Genomic DNA, 13,689 nt, shown 5'->3' on the forward strand with positions numbered 1-13,689 from the left:
GTCTCCCGCGCGTGAGTGTTCGGATCGGCTGTGTAGCCGAATTGGCGACGAAGCCCAATCCGTCAAGTCGGCGCATGCGAGGGCAACCACTTCCTGCCGTCCCCGGGCCTGACCCGGGGACCTGTGGCAGCCGCTGCTGTGCATTTCCGATTGGGCCGCGGCAGTTGCTCCCTTAGGCCCCCGGGTCGGGCCCGGGGGCGGCAGACCATGGTCGTCAGACCGAAATCGGCGTGGCGCGGTCGATCATGGGTTGCAGGTCGAGGCCGTCGGGGAGCGTGCCGAAGGCGTGGCCCCAGTCGCCGGAGAGGCGGCTGGCGATGAAGGCCTCGGCGACCGCGGTGGGCGCGAAGGATGCCAGCAGCACGGCCTGCCAGGTGACGGCGAGCCGTTCGACGATGCGCCGGGCACGGCCCTCGATGCCCTCGAGCCGGTCGAACTCGCCGACCGCGGCGTCGATGGCGCGATCCAGCCGCGTGTCGCGGCCTTTCGCGTCGGTCAGCGCCTTCAGGAACAGCTGCAGCGCCTCGGGTTCGCGCTGCATGGCGCGCAGGACGTCCAGGCAGATGACATTGCCCGAGCCTTCCCAGATGCCGTTCAGCGGCGCTTCCTTGTAAAGGCGCGGCATCATGCTCTCGGCGACGTAGCCCGCGCCGCCATGGCATTCCATCGCCTCGACGATCAGCGGCGTGACCCGCTTGTTGACCCAGTACTTGGAAATCGAGACCGCGATGCGGGCGAAGGCCGCGGCCTCCGGATCGGTCATGCCGTCGTCATAGGCCTGCGCCACGGCAAACGACATGGCCGTCGCCGCCTCCTGTTCCAGCGACAGGTCGGCCAGCACGTTCCGCATCAGTGGCTGCTGGTTCAGCTTCTTCTGGAAGGCGGTGCGGCCGTCGGCGTGGTTCGCGGCCTGCATCACCGCCTGGCGCATGATCGCGGCGGGCCCGGTGGTGCAGTCGAGCCGCGTGTGCATCACCATGTCGATGATGGTGCGGACGCCGCGGCCTTCCCCGCCGATCATGATGGCGTATGCGCCGTGATATTCGATCTCCGACGAGGCGTTGGAGTGGTTGCCCAGCTTGTCCTTCAGCCGCATGAGCTGGAAGGCGTTGCGGGTGCCGTCGGGCCGCCAGCGCGGCATCAGGAAACAGCTCAGCCCCTCGTCCGTGTAGGCCAGGTTCAGGAAGGCGTCGCACATGGGCGCCGAGCAGAACCACTTGTGGCCCCAGAGCTCGTACTCGCCGCCCGGGCCGCCGGCGCCAATGGGCTTCGCCTTCGTGGTGTTGGCGCGGACGTCGGAGCCGCCCTGCTTCTCGGTCATCGCCATGCCGATGGTCAGACCGGTCTTTTGCTCGGGCGGCAGGCTGCGTCCGTCATAGTCGCGGCTGACAATTCCCTTCAGCCAGGGCCCGACGGCGTCCTTCTGCTGCATCAGCGCGGGCATGGCAGCGTAGGTCATGGTCAGCGGGCAGCAGACGCCGCATTCGATCTGGTAGAGCAGGTAGTGCATCGCCGTGTGGACGACGTGGCCGCCCTTCTCTGCCTGCCAGGGCAGGGACTGGATGCCGTGGCGCATGCCCAGCGCCATCATGTGGTGGTAGCTGGGGTGGAACTCGACCTCGTCGATGCGCTGGCCGTAGCGGTCGAAACTCTTCAGCTTCGGCGGGTTGTCATTGGCCAGGCGGCCATGCTCGTAGCTCTCGGCCGAGCCGAGCTCGGCGCCCATTTCCCGGACCGCGTCCTCGGCATCACCGCCGCCATGGCGGTGCAGCGCTTCCTTCAGCGCCGGGTCGGCATCGTAGAGATTGTAGTCCTCCAGCGGTGCGGCCTGGTTGGTCACATCGTGGGTCGTCAACTCGGTGCGCGGGCGAAAGGGTGTCATGGCCCGATCCTACACCCGCAGCCGGGGGTGCGGCTATGCCGGTCCGCCGTCGGTCGAGGGCGGCATGTCCAGTGTCGGATTGCGATCGAAAAAGCCGTCGGCCATCAGCGCGAAGCCGCAGTTCACCACCGGCTGAACCGGGAAATCCTCCAGCCGGGGCAGGTGCACGATGCCGAAGCTGTGCCATAGCACGATGTCGGTGTTCTCCAGCGGCCGGTCCGCTTCGGTCCAGACGCCGATGCCGTCGCTGCCCGTGCTCTGGTTCACGTAGCCTGGCCGGATACCGTTCGTCGGGCTTGTAGGGCGTGACCCAGACATGGTTCGCGGTGAAGGCCGCCCGCTTCGCCAGCATGGTTTCCGGATGGTGGAAGGTCCGCACCATACTGGGCGACATCAGCTTGTAGCCGACCGGCCGGCCCATGGCGTTGCGGCTCTCCGGATTGGTCAGCTTCCAGTAGCGCTCGGTGTCGGCATTGCGTTTGCGCCGCGCCGCCTTCTCGGAGGCGAGCACCGTCTCCTCGGCGTAGAAGGCGTTGCCGTTCGGATTGTCCGGCCCCATCGGCGGCTGGATGACATTCACCTCGACGGCGGAATTCGCGTCGCCGTCGATGGCGCTGTCGAGCCGGGCGCAGAAGAGATGCAGATGATTGGGCGCGACGACGCCGGGGGCGACATGGCCGCCATACTTGTCGCCGGACACGTCGTTCAGCCCGCCGGTGTTCATGATGCCGGTCAGCTTCACGTCCAGCTCGATGGTGCCGTCGAGATAGAGATTCCAGAAGAAGCCGTATTCGTAGTTGCCGACCGTCGCGATCGACGAGATCACCAGCCGCCGCGACCGGCGCGTCTGGATATCCATGGTCGGGAAGTCAGTGTGCTTCCACAGCATGCCGTCGTCTTCCTCGTGCATGCAGATCGCATTCTCGATGGTGAAGGGCTGGCCCTTCGTGTCGTTGATCACCCCGTCGAAGTAGTGGATGTGGCCGCGGCAGTCGCAGCCCAGGGTCAGGGAGTTCGCCAGCCGCCCCAGCCCGTATTCGCCGACATCGAATGCGTTCTTTCGATAATGGCCGTAGCTGGGATCGCCATAGGGCACGACCATCTCGGCGATGGAGGCGCGGAACAGGACCGGGCGCTCCCGTCCTTCATGGACGAAACGGAGGTCGTTCAGCACCAGCCCCTCGCGGGCGTTGAACTCGACATGGAAGCGCCAGTTCAGCCATTCGACCTGGCGGCCGTCGACGCTGAAGCTCGGGCCGTCGGGTTGTTTGATGTCGATGGCCTTCAGATCGTTGCGGATACCCTTGGCGATCTCGTCGAACAGGACCGAGTAGTTGTGCTCGGCCTTCGGCACCGGGATCACCTCCGGCGTGCGGTCCAGCACCTTGATCACGGTCTCGCGGTTCAGGTCATAGATGACGTTCAGCCCCTCCACCGGGTGGGCGTAGCCATTGTCGTACTTGCTGTTCCGGCAGAAGAACCAGCAGTGGACGATGCGCACGTCCTGCTCCTCGGGGTAGCCGAAATTGCCGGCCGAGAACGGATCGACCTGCAGATGGGTGAGATCGGTGATGCCGCGCTTCTTCATGGCGGCGATGAAGTCCGGGTTCTGCGCCACGACCTCGACGCAGCGTCTGATCTCGTCATACATCACCGCGGTGCGCGCGCCGGGGATGGTCTTGCAACTTTCCATCTGTCCGGCGCCCTTGCCTTCGGACAGATCAAGGACGCATTCGAATACGTCGCCGGTGGACGTGTCGTAGCAGCAGACGAAGGCCTTGCGCGGGAAGGGCTGACCCTTCGACCATGCGCGGATGAAGGCCTTGTCCGGATAGTGCAGTTCGACGGTCTCGAACTTCAGGCTGTCGGCCGCGAAGTCCGCGGCGCGCACCAGTTCGACAGCGTGGCCGATCTCGGCGGCGGTGAGCTGATCCAGCGGATGGTTCAGGACCTCCGCCGCCTTGTTCATGACGTTCATTGTGCCGGTCCCCTTTTCCGCGCGGTAAGCTGGTATCGTACCTTGCCCGGGCGTCGGGTCCAGAAACGAAGGGGAGGGGACGATGGAGGTCGATGGACACTGTCTCTGCGGAGACGTCACCTGGCGGGCGAAGATCGATCCGGACAGGGTCGGAATCTGCCACTGCACCGACTGCCAGATCAATTCGGCGACGGCCTTCCGGATTGCGGTGATGGTGCCGGCGGACGATTTCGAACTGCTCAGCGGCGAACTGAAGGTCTACGTGAAGACCGCCGAAAGCGGCAATCGGCGGGCGCTGTCCTTCTGCCCGCGCTGCGGCACCTCCATCCATGGGGGCGACGTCGGGGAATCGCCGTTTTACTCGCTCCGTCTCGGCAATTGCCGGCAGCGTCACGAACTGAGACCGCGCACCCAGATCTGGTGCCGGTCCGCCCTGCCCTGGGTCGACGATGTCGGAGACGTCCGCAAGTTCGAAACCCAGGGCCGCCCGCCGCGGTAGGCTGTTCGTACAAGGTCAGATGGGGAGGCTGTCATGAAGACATCCGTGCTCGATGCAACGAAGATCCAGGCGAAGATCGTCATTCCGATCGTGAAGAAGCTGGAACAGGAACTCGGCAAGGCGGAGGCGCACCGCATTGTCGGCGAGGCCATTGCGCAGAACTATGTCGCGTGGCGCGAGAAGCTGGGGTTCGAGGAGAACAGCCACCCGGCCGAAGACCGGGAAGCCGGCAACGCACCGGCCTTTCCGGTCGAGGAGGAGGTCGTCGAGAACACGCCCGGTGCCTATGGCCACAACATCACCGGCTGCGCCTTCGCCGACCATTTTCGCAAGATCGGCGAGCCGGAGATCGGCGCGCTGATGTGCTGCGGGGTCGATTTCGCCGCGGAGGCGCGGATCCGGCCCGACTGGGAATTCACCCGCACCCAGACCCGGATGCAGGGCGCGCCGCACTGCGACTTCAGATGGAAGCGCAAGGGCGCCTGAACGCCTTGCCGATCGATCGGTGAGCCGGTCAGCACCGACGTCACCCCGGCCTCGAGCCGGGGTCCGGTGCGGCTTCACCGCGCGTTCGATGACTGTCCGGATGCCGGGTCAGGCCCGGCATGACGCCGGTGGGTGAGATCTGCGCCGGTCAAGGACGGCGTGACGGCGAACCTCTACGCCGTCTCCCGCATCAGCGCGGCCTGTTGCAGGTCGACGGAGACCAGCTGGCTGACGCCGCGCTCGGCCATGGTGACGCCGAACAGGCGGTCCATGCGGGCCATGGTGATCGGGTTGTGGGTGATCACCAGGAAGCGGGTCTGCTTGTGGCTGGCCAGTTCGTCCAGCAGATCGGTCAGCCGCTCGACATTGGCGTCGTCCAGCGGCGCGTCGATCTCGTCGAGCACGCAGATCGGGGCCGGGTTGGTCAGGAACACGGCGAACAGCAGCGCGGTCGCGGTCAGCGCCTGCTCGCCGCCCGAGAGCAGGGTCAGGATCTGCATGCGCTTGCCCGGCGGGCTGGCCATGATCTCCAGGCCGGCCTCCAGCGGATCCTCGGCCTCGGTCAGTGCGAGACGCGCCTCGCCGCCGCCGAAGACCCGGCGGAACAGCTTCTCGAAATGGCCGTTCACCGTTTCGAAGGCTTCCAGCAGCCGGGCCCGCGCTTCGCGGTTGATCGAGTAGATGCCCTGACGCAGCCGTGCGATGGCGCCTTCCAGATCGGCGCGTTCGGCGGCCAGCGTGTCCAGCTTCTCCTGCACCTCGTTGGCCTCGATCTCGGCGCGCAGGTTGACCGGCCCCATGTTCTCCCGCTCGCGCTTCAGCCGGTCCAGCTTGCGCTCGCAGTCGTCCAGCGGCGGCATCACGGCGTCCGGGTCGAGCCCGGCGACTTCCAGCACCTTCTGCGGGGCGCATTCCATCGATTCCTGAATTTCGCGGGTCAGGCGGCGGAGTTCCTCGACGCCGTGTTCGACCGCCGATTCCCGGCGGACCAGCGTCTCGCGGGCGGCCTGAACCTCGGCCTGCGCCGCCTTCAGGTCCCGGTCGGCCTCGGCCAGCGCCATCTCTGCCCCTGAAAGCTGGTCGATGGCTTCGCGCCGCGCGCCCTCGGCGTCGGCGATCTCGGAAAGCAGTTTCGTGCGCTGCGCCTCGATTTCCGCCGGCCGCTCCTTCAGGTCCTCGATGGCCTGTCTTGCGGCGTCGCGGCGTTCGGCCAGCGCGGCGCAGGCCTTGCCGGCCTCCTCGGACCGACGGACCCAGTCCTTGCGGTCACGGGCAATCTCTTCAAGCCGGCGGACGCGGAACCGCTTCTCCCGCTCGATCCGGTCCAGCGCCTGCCGGGCGCGGTCCAGTTCCTCGCGGGCGGTGCGGACCCGCTCTCGGCGTGCATTGACGTCGGCCTCGGCGCCGTCGACAGCGGGCAGGCCCTGCATCTCGGCCTCGGCGGCGCCGGCCTCTTCAGTGGCGGCGGCGAGTTCGTTCCGTGCGCCTTCCAGCAGCGCGGCGATGCGCTCCTTCTTCTGGCGTTCGGCCTCGGCCTGCCGGCGCAGCACTTCCAGCGCCTGTCCGGTCTTCTGGACCTGCTGCTCCGCCTCGCGGCGGCGGTTGCGCGCGTTGCGCTCGGCCTCGATGGCGCGGGCCACGGCGTTCCGGGCCGAGGCCATCCCGGCCTCCGCGTCGCGGGCCGCGGTCTCGGCTTCCGGCTGCTGCGCCTGCAGGGCGGCGAGGCGGTTCTGCTGCTCCAGGCGGATCGCGCCGCTGGCCTGCTTGCCGGCGCGGCGGCGGTAGCCGTCCCAACGCCAGAGATCGCCCTTCGCGGTGACCAGCCGCTGGCCGGGCCGCAGCTGGTCGGCCAGCCGTTCGCCGGTTTCGATGTCGGCAACGACGGCGGTCGCCTGCAGCCGCCGGTTCAGCGCCGCCGGTCCTTCGACCTTTACGGCGAGCGCCTCGGCGCCCTTGGGCAGGTCGCCGCTGTCGGCATCGCCTTCGGTCCAGCGCGCCGGCGCATCCGGCTCAAGCGCGCCCTCGACGCCGTCGCCCAGTGCCGCGGCGAAAGCGTTCTCGTAGCCCGGCGCGACCTTTACCAGATCGATGATGCGGGCGTGGCCGGAATTCTTCTCCTTCGCCAGCAGGCGCGCGAGCGTGTCGATCTCGGTCTTCAGGCCGGAGAGCGCCGACTTCGCCTTGCGGTCGGCCTCTGCGGCCTCGTTCAGCCGGGTTTCCGCTGCGGCGCGTGCCTGTTCAGCCGTGTCGATCTCGCCGGCCAGCGCTTCCACAGCCTCGCGCGCCGTATCCAGTTCGCCTTCCAGCGCTTTCAGGCGGGATTCATGATCGCCGGAGGCGGCGGCGGCGAGTTCGCGTTCGGCGCTGGCGACCCGGCGTTCCAGGTCGGCCTTCTTCTGCTGCAATTCCTGTGCGCGGCGGGCGAGAGCGCTGCGCCGGGCGCGGAGTTCTGCGAGCGTCTCGGTCGCCGCCGACAGCTCCTGTTCCGCCGACTGGACAGCTTCGGACGCGGCCTTCAATGCGGCGCCTGCCTTTTCCAGCGCCTGATCCTCGCCCTGCGAGGCGACGGTCAGCGTCTCGGCCTCCCGGTCGAGTTCCTTCAACCGGTCGGCGGAATCCTGCGTCCGCTCGCTTTCCCGGCGGAGGTCCTCCTCCGCCTGGGCGGCGCGTTCGCTCAGGTTGCGGACCGTCTCGTTCAGCCGCGCTTCCTCGGCGTCGAGACGCTCGCGCGCGATGTTCAGGTGGTTGAGCGCCGCAGCCTTCTCGGCCTCGGCCTTGCGCAGCGGGTCGATCCGGGCTGCCTGCTCGACCTGCCGCGTGGTCACGGCGGCTGCCTTGCGCGTGGCTTCCGAGACTTCGGCCTGTGTCGCGTCCATGGCCTGCCGCGCCGCGTTCAGCGCCTCCAGCGAGGCCGTGTAGCGCAGGTGGTGGATCATCGCCTCCACCTGGCGGGCTTGCGCCGAGAGATTGCGGTAGCGGGCGGCCTGCCGGGCCTGCTTCTTCAGATTGCCGAGCTGCTGGTCCAGCTGCTGGGTGACGTCGTCCAGCCGCTCCAGGTTCGTCTCCGCGCCCTTCAGCCGAAGCTCCGCCTCGTGGCGGCGGGAATGCAGGCCGGTGATGCCGGCGGCCTCTTCCAGCAGCATGCGCCGCTCGGTCGGCTTGGCCCCGATCAGCGCTCCGACGCGGCCCTGGCTGACGATCGCGGTCGAGCGTGCGCCGGTGGCCATGTCGGCGAACAGCAGCTGCACGTCCTTGGCGCGGACCGGCGCGCCGTTGATCTTGTAGTCGGAGCCCTGGTCGCGGGTGATCTTCCGCGTGATCGCCAGTTCGGGCTCGTTGGCGTAATCGGGCGGGCCGTCGCCCTCGGAATTGTCCAGCGCGACCTGCACCTCGGCCGTGTTGCGGGCGGGCCGCGTGCCCGATCCGGCGAAGATGACGTCGTTCATCTCGCCGCCGCGCATGTTCTTGGCCGAGGTCTCGCCCATGACCCAGCGGAGCGCCTCGACCAGGTTGGACTTGCCGCAGCCATTGGGACCGACAACGCCGGTCATGCCCGGCTGGATGACCAGTTCCGTGTTTTCCACGAAGGACTTGAAGCCGACGAGCCGGAGCCCCTTGAACTGCATGGCCATCTAGCGCGCGCCCCCGTGTCCGGCGGCCGCAGCCGCCGTGTCAGGGGATATGGAGCGCGCGCGGCCGTGCATCTACGAGGTCAGGCCGTTGAGATGGTCGGCGAGCGACTCGTAGTCGTTGCCACCTTCCCACTTCTCGCCGTTGATGATCAGGGTCGGGGTCGCGTTGACCTCGAACTTCTGATGGCCCTCCAGGCGGGAATTCAGGACATGCTCCTCCAGCGCCTTGTTGGTCATGCAGGCGCGGAACTTGTCGGGGCCGACGCCGCCCAGCAGGGCGATCTTCTGCAGTTCGGCCATCGGATCGGGCGAGCGCGACCAGCGCGGCTGCTGCTCGAACAGGACGTCGATGAACGGGAAGAAGCGCTCCTCGCCGCCGCAGCGGGCCAGCATCGCGGCGGCCAGACCCGGGCGGTCGAAGGGGAATTCGCGGAAGATGAAGCGCACCTTGCCCGTGTCGATGAAGTTCGCCTTCAGCTCCGGCCATGTGCTGTGATGGAAGTTCGCGCAGTGCGGACAGGTCATCGAGGCGTATTCGATGATCTCGACCGGCGCATCGGCGGCGCCCATCGCCATGTCGCCCGCGGCGAACATCGCCTCCTCGGCGCGCACGGGCATGCCGGCGGCTCCAAGCGCCGTCAGCGCCACGCCACCCAGCAGCAGATTTCGCCTCGATAGTGTCATCGAACCCTCATACATACCAGATGTAGTGGGATTATACTGGCTCACGAAAGCCTCCTCAATTGCAAATGCCCGACTGGAAGTAAGCCATCGAAACGGGCGGAAACAGGGCGATTCCGGCGATCTGACGCCATTGTGAGCCGCCGCGCGCGACCGGACAGCCGCGCATCATGAAGTTGGGAAAGTCTGCTGAATCCGGGCTGAACGGCGCAAGCGATTCGGCGTCCGTGCCGGACAACGCCGCGCGGGCCGCCCCGGAATCGGGTCCGGGGCGGCAGCGGCAGCTACGCCGCGACGTCGAAGACCCGTTCGGCGAAGCGCGGATAGGTCTCGGCGATCTCGCGGCTGACGTGCTGGCGGATCTCGTCGAGCACGGCGCGGCTGGGCATTTCGGTCTCGGGTACGTTGTCGGGCACGTCGAAATCGAAGCCGGTGTTGTCGCGGACTTCCTCGATGGTGTGCCCGGGGTGGACGCTCTTGAGATGGAAGCGCCGGCGCTTCGCGTCGAAGCCCATCAGGCAGAGCGGCGAGACCATCGCGTAGGGCCCGCCGGTGCGGTAGACGCTCTCGTCGCTGACGCCGGGCGTGGAAACGAAGTCGACCTTCGGCACGAAGACGCGGCGCGTGTGCTCCTCGCGGAACAGGATCACGCGCGGCACCAGATAGTAGAGATAGGCCGAACCGAACGATCCGGGCCAGCGGATGTCGTTCTGCGGGTAGTCGCCGGTGCCGACCAGATTGATGTTGGCCTCGCCGTCGATCTGGCCGCCGCCAAGGAAGAAGGCGTCCAGCCGGCCCTGACCCGCCCAGTCGAACAGTTCGACGCCGCCATTGGTCATCAGGTTGTTGGCGCGGCTGCCGAGAATGTTCACGTGCATCGCGCCGCCCGAATGACGCCTGGCAAGCAGGCAGCCGCCGCCGGGAATGGGCGAGGATGCGCCAGCCGCCACCAGCCGGCAGCCTTCCAGCAGACGGGCGATAATGGTGATCAGCAGTTCCTCGGTCTTGACCTCCGCAGGGTCTGCCAGCGCCGCTCATTCGGCAGCCTCGGCCGAGGCGGCGCCGTGGACGAACTCCTGCACATAGGCCGCGAAGCCCTCGTCCGAGCGCGCGGCGGCCACATAGCCCTGCATGTGCGCCCCGTCGGTGCCGTACTCGTTCCAGAAGGAAATCGGCCAGCAGCCGCGCTTCGCCTCGACCACGCCGCCGACATAGAGGCCCGGCAGCGTGCCGGCCGCGGTGGCGTCGTCCTCCAGCAGGTTGCCGTCGACGATCTCCTCGACCGTCACCAGCGACTGCTTTGCGGCGCCGGCCATGGCGAACAGCTCGCGGCGGATGCCCAGATAGACATTGCCCTGACGGTCCGCCTTCAGGCCGTGGAAGATCGCGAAATCGGGCCGGATCGCCGGCAGAAGCACGATGGGGTCCTCCTCGTCGGAGAACGGGTTCTGCTGCACCTTCCAGTCGCTGCGGTTCTTCAGGATGTCGGAGCCGATCATGCCCCGCAGCGGCATGTAGGGAATGCCCTTCTGGCCCGCCTGGATGCCGGCGTGCACCGCGGGGCAGGTCGCGTCCATGATCTTAAGCGCGCCGGACTTCAGCGCGTTCTGGAAGCGCGGCGCGCCGCCGAACTCGCCCAGGGTGACGGCCGATGTCTCGATGGTGTCCACCGCGCCTGCGCCGATCAGCATGTCGCCCTGCAGCCCGGTGACCGGGACGCAGACCAGATGCAGGCCGCGCACGCCGCGCCGCACCAGCGCCCGCGTCAGCTCCATGGCGACGCCGGAATAGTCGGGCGGCACCGCCACCTTGGCGCCGTCGGTTACCATTGCCGCCAGATCGTCGATGTTCGAAAGCACGATGCCCGCCATGTCGCATTCCTCCGGATATTTGTGTGCAATCTACCAGCCTGGCGGCGTTGCGGCCAAGGCATCACAAGCGCTTGGCTGTCATCCGATATCGGCAGGCGCCGGGATTATCCACAGGAACGCTGTTGAACAAATGTTAATTTTGATGTATCTCCTTGGAAACGTGGAGATAAATCGATGGCCAGAGCAAAGATCACGAAAGCGAACGGTCGCACCGCCGTCGTGCTGCCCGACGAACTCGCGGAGAAGTTCAGGCTCGGTTCCGGCGGAACGGTCTACATTCGTGAGACGGGGCGCGGCTTCGAGGTGTCAGCGATGACCCCCGGCGAAGAGAACGACCTGCGCCAGGCGCAGGAGTCCTTGCGGCAGTACAAGCAGAATTGGCGCTACGCCGGGGGCTGAGATACCCTTCCTTCCGGGCATGAATCCGGGGAGGGAGCACCATGACCGACCGCACAGAACGCTGGCTCGTCGGCACTGACCGGCTGGCAGAGATGCTGGCCGACGACAACGTCCGCATCTTCGACTGCTCGACCCGGCTGGAGCCGGATCCCGCCAGCACCTACCGCGTCGTTCCCTGCATCGAGGAGTGGCGCTCGGCGCACATTCCGGGCGCCGGCTTCATCGACATCCAGGCGAAGCTGTCGAAGCCCCATCCGAAGCTCCGCTTCACCTTTCCCGAGCCTGACCATTTCCAGAAGGCGATGCGCGAGCTTGGCGTCGGCAATGACAGCCGCGTCGTGCTCTACAGCCGGTTTCATCCCATGTGGGCGACGCGCGTCTGGTGGATGCTGCGCGCCTTCGGGTTCGACAATGCGGCCATCCTGGATGGCGGCATCGACAAGTGGGAGGCCGAGGGCAAGCCGGTCGAGAGCGGCGAGACCAGCTACCCGCCGGGCGATTTCACCGCGAAGCCGCGGCCCGGGCTGATCGCCAGCCGCGAGGACGTGCTGGGCGCGGTGACGAATGGCGGTGCGCTGGTCCTGAACGCGCTGAGCCGCGAACAGCATGAGGGCGGCGGCGTCGCCTACGGCCGGCCCGGTCGCATCGCCGGCTCGAAGGTCGCGCCTGCCCGCGAGATGATCGATCCGGCGACCAAGGCCTTCCGTTCGCTGGAAGAACTGCGCGCGATGCTGGACGATGTCGGCGCGACCGGCGAAGGGCGGCTGATCACCTATTGCGGCGGCGGCATCGCCGCGACCACGCCCGCCTTCGTCATGGCGCTGCTGGGGCGGGACGATGTGGCGCTCTACGACAACTCGCTGACCGAATGGTCCGTCGACGAGGCGCTGCCGATGGAGACGGGGCCGCAGTCGTGAGCCGGACCATCATCGACATCTCCATGCCGCTGGAGAACGATGTCATATCCGACCCGCAACCCTTCGGGCCGAAGATCGACTACATCGACCACAAGATGTCGCTGCCGCAGATGCTGCCCTTCTTTCCCGGCCTGAAGGCGGAGGATCTGCCGGACGGCGAAGCCTGGGCCGTCGAGCGGGTCGAACTGATCACCCACAACGGCACGCATCTCGACGCGCCCTATCACTTCGCCTCGACCATGAACAAGGGCGAGCGGGCGATCACCATCGACGAGGTGCCGCTCGACTGGTGCATGCGGCCGGGCGTCAAGCTGGACTTCCGACGCTTCGGCGACGGCTATGTCGTCACGGCTGCCGACGTCGAAGCCGAGCTGGAGCGGATCGGGCACGAGCTGCAGCCGCTGGAGATCGTCGTCGTCAACACCGCCGCGGGCGCGGCCTATGGCTCGGACCGCTATGTCGAGACAGGCTGCGGCATGGGCTACGAGGCGACCATGTATCTGCTGGAGCGCGGCGTCCGCGTTACCGGTACCGATGCATGGTCCTGGGATGCGCCCTTCGTCCATACCGCCGAGAAATATGCCGAGGAGAAAGACGCCTCGGTGATCTGGGAAGGCCACAAGGCGGGGCGGGACATCGGCTACTGCCACCTCGAGAAACTGCACAATCTGGAGGCGCTGCCGGGCGACGGCTTCACGGTCTGCTGCTTCCCGGTCAAGATCAAGGGCGCCTCGGCGGGCTGGACCCGCGCCGTCGCGATCATGGATGCCTGAACCTTGACGATAGTGTAAAAATACCGATAATACCGCCTTCAATCATGGAGACGGTGGCATGCATCTGGACGATCTTCTCGACGAGCGCGAACGGCTGCTGGGGCAACGGGCGGACATCCTGAAGGCCATGAGCCCGGCGGTGATGGCCTCGGATCTCGACCAGGCCGCGCAGGAAGATCTGCGAGGCTCGGTCGAGCAGGCGCTGGACGACGCCTTCTTCGGCCTGATCGACCCCATCGAGACCGATATCGAGGAGCAGGAGTCCGCGCTGGCCTTCCGACGGCTACGCGCCGACATCGTCGATCTGGCCGGTCGGCGGTGACCGGGTGCGGGTGACCGCTGCCGTCGAGACCTTCGCGCAGATCGAACAGGCCGGTGGGCTGCGGCTTTCCGTGACCTTCTCCGACGGCGAGATCGTGCTGCAGGCCGAGGGCGCGCCGCCCCTGCGGATGGACGATAGGGCCTTCCAGATGATTGCGGATCTGAGGCGACGGCACGAACAGGCGCAGGCGGTGGTGCGTTCCTGAGAACGTTACCGCCATCCCGGCGTCGCCGCTTGCCATCCGCGCCC

General features: G+C 67.2%; 13 protein-coding genes and 1 pseudogene. 7 read left to right on the forward strand and 7 right to left on the reverse strand.

All coding sequences use genetic code 11. From position 1 onward, the window contains the following. Nucleotides 1–214 precede the first annotated feature (214 nt). Nucleotides 215–1,882 carry an acyl-CoA dehydrogenase family protein gene (locus tag ACMVY4_RS07705; RefSeq protein ID WP_416899581.1) on the reverse strand — a complete coding sequence of 556 codons (1,668 nt, stop codon included), beginning with the start codon at nt 1,880–1,882 and terminating at the stop codon, nt 215–217. A 33-nt stretch (nt 1,883–1,915) separates the two neighbouring features. Beyond that, nucleotides 1,916–3,860, reverse strand: a pseudogene (locus ACMVY4_RS07710) (primary-amine oxidase). Nucleotides 3,861–3,942: 82 nt separating this feature from the next. Here ACMVY4_RS07710 and ACMVY4_RS07715 point away from each other — a divergent pair. Then, entirely contained in the window at nt 3,943–4,359 is a 417-nt protein-coding gene (locus ACMVY4_RS07715) for a GFA family protein (RefSeq protein WP_416899582.1), read from the forward strand. 33 nt (nt 4,360–4,392) lie between these two features. Next, entirely contained in the window at nt 4,393–4,845 is a 453-nt protein-coding gene (locus ACMVY4_RS07720; protein WP_416899583.1) for an L-2-amino-thiazoline-4-carboxylic acid hydrolase, read from the forward strand. Nucleotides 4,846–5,018: 173 nt separating this feature from the next. On the opposite strand, the gene smc is transcribed toward ACMVY4_RS07720, so the two are convergent. The 5 genes from smc to ACMVY4_RS07745 all read right to left on the reverse strand — a co-directional run bounded on the left by smc (nt 5,019) and on the right by ACMVY4_RS07745 (nt 11,029). Continuing rightward, complete coding sequence (gene smc, locus ACMVY4_RS07725) at nt 5,019–8,477, reverse strand: chromosome segregation protein SMC (protein WP_416899584.1); 3,459 nt, start codon at nt 8,475–8,477, stop codon at nt 5,019–5,021. A 72-nt stretch (nt 8,478–8,549) separates the two neighbouring features. Next, complete coding sequence (locus ACMVY4_RS07730) at nt 8,550–9,161, reverse strand: DsbA family protein (RefSeq protein WP_416899585.1); 612 nt, start codon at nt 9,159–9,161, stop codon at nt 8,550–8,552. 55 nt (nt 9,162–9,216) lie between these two features. Continuing rightward, entirely contained in the window at nt 9,217–9,396 is a 180-nt protein-coding gene (locus ACMVY4_RS07735; RefSeq protein WP_416899586.1) for a hypothetical protein, read from the reverse strand. A 46-nt stretch (nt 9,397–9,442) separates the two neighbouring features. Next, a complete protein-coding gene (locus ACMVY4_RS07740; protein ID WP_416900277.1) occupies nt 9,443–10,186 on the reverse strand; it encodes a CoA-transferase in 744 nt (247 codons plus the stop codon). A gap of 6 nt (nt 10,187–10,192) precedes the next feature. Next, nucleotides 10,193–11,029: a CoA transferase subunit A gene (locus tag ACMVY4_RS07745; protein ID WP_416899587.1), complete on the reverse strand. Its 837-nt coding sequence runs from the start codon at nt 11,027–11,029 to the stop codon at nt 10,193–10,195. A 174-nt stretch (nt 11,030–11,203) separates the two neighbouring features. Here ACMVY4_RS07745 and ACMVY4_RS07750 point away from each other — a divergent pair, with 174 nt between their 5' ends. The 5 genes from ACMVY4_RS07750 to ACMVY4_RS07770 are packed head-to-tail and all read left to right on the forward strand — an operon-like array spanning nt 11,204 to nt 13,645. Next, nucleotides 11,204–11,428: a hypothetical protein gene (locus ACMVY4_RS07750; RefSeq protein WP_416899588.1), complete on the forward strand. Its 225-nt coding sequence runs from the start codon at nt 11,204–11,206 to the stop codon at nt 11,426–11,428. Nucleotides 11,429–11,469: 41 nt separating this feature from the next. Next, nucleotides 11,470–12,345, forward strand: a complete 876-nt coding sequence (locus ACMVY4_RS07755) for a sulfurtransferase (RefSeq protein WP_416899589.1) — start codon at nt 11,470–11,472, stop codon at nt 12,343–12,345. Further along, the gene (locus ACMVY4_RS07760; protein WP_416899590.1) at nt 12,342–13,118 is read left to right on the forward strand and encodes a cyclase family protein; all 777 of its coding nucleotides are present in this window, start codon (nt 12,342–12,344) and stop codon (nt 13,116–13,118) included. Before ACMVY4_RS07755 ends, ACMVY4_RS07760 begins: the two co-directional genes overlap by 4 nt. A 58-nt stretch (nt 13,119–13,176) precedes the next feature. Next, nucleotides 13,177–13,440, forward strand: a complete 264-nt coding sequence (locus ACMVY4_RS07765) for a hypothetical protein (RefSeq protein ID WP_416899591.1) — start codon at nt 13,177–13,179, stop codon at nt 13,438–13,440. A 10-nt stretch (nt 13,441–13,450) separates the two neighbouring features. Beyond that, entirely contained in the window at nt 13,451–13,645 is a 195-nt protein-coding gene (locus tag ACMVY4_RS07770) for a hypothetical protein (RefSeq protein ID WP_416899592.1), read from the forward strand. The last annotated feature ends 44 nt before the right edge of the window (nt 13,646–13,689 follow it).

Origin of the sequence: Minwuia sp. (assembly GCF_048007105.1) — a bacterium.
Classification (GTDB): Bacteria; Pseudomonadota; Alphaproteobacteria; order Minwuiales; family Minwuiaceae; genus Minwuia.

Bases quoted from the DNA above. Each gene is read 5' to 3' on its own strand.
- ACMVY4_RS07755 (WP_416899589.1), top strand. From the start codon at position 11,470: ATGACCGACCGCACAGAACGCTGGCTCGTCGGCACTGACCGGCTGGCA.
- ACMVY4_RS07705 (WP_416899581.1), bottom strand. From the start codon at position 1,882: ATGACACCCTTTCGCCCGCGCACCGAGTTGACGACCCACGATGTGACC.
- smc (WP_416899584.1), bottom strand. From the start codon at position 8,477: ATGGCCATGCAGTTCAAGGGGCTCCGGCTCGTCGGCTTCAAGTCCTTC.
- ACMVY4_RS07750 (WP_416899588.1), top strand. From the start codon at position 11,204: ATGGCCAGAGCAAAGATCACGAAAGCGAACGGTCGCACCGCCGTCGTG.
- ACMVY4_RS07745 (WP_416899587.1), bottom strand. From the start codon at position 11,029: ATGGCGGGCATCGTGCTTTCGAACATCGACGATCTGGCGGCAATGGTA.
- ACMVY4_RS07720 (WP_416899583.1), top strand. From the start codon at position 4,393: ATGAAGACATCCGTGCTCGATGCAACGAAGATCCAGGCGAAGATCGTC.
- ACMVY4_RS07765 (WP_416899591.1), top strand. From the start codon at position 13,177: ATGCATCTGGACGATCTTCTCGACGAGCGCGAACGGCTGCTGGGGCAA.
- ACMVY4_RS07730 (WP_416899585.1), bottom strand. From the start codon at position 9,161: ATGACACTATCGAGGCGAAATCTGCTGCTGGGTGGCGTGGCGCTGACG.
- ACMVY4_RS07715 (WP_416899582.1), top strand. From the start codon at position 3,943: ATGGAGGTCGATGGACACTGTCTCTGCGGAGACGTCACCTGGCGGGCG.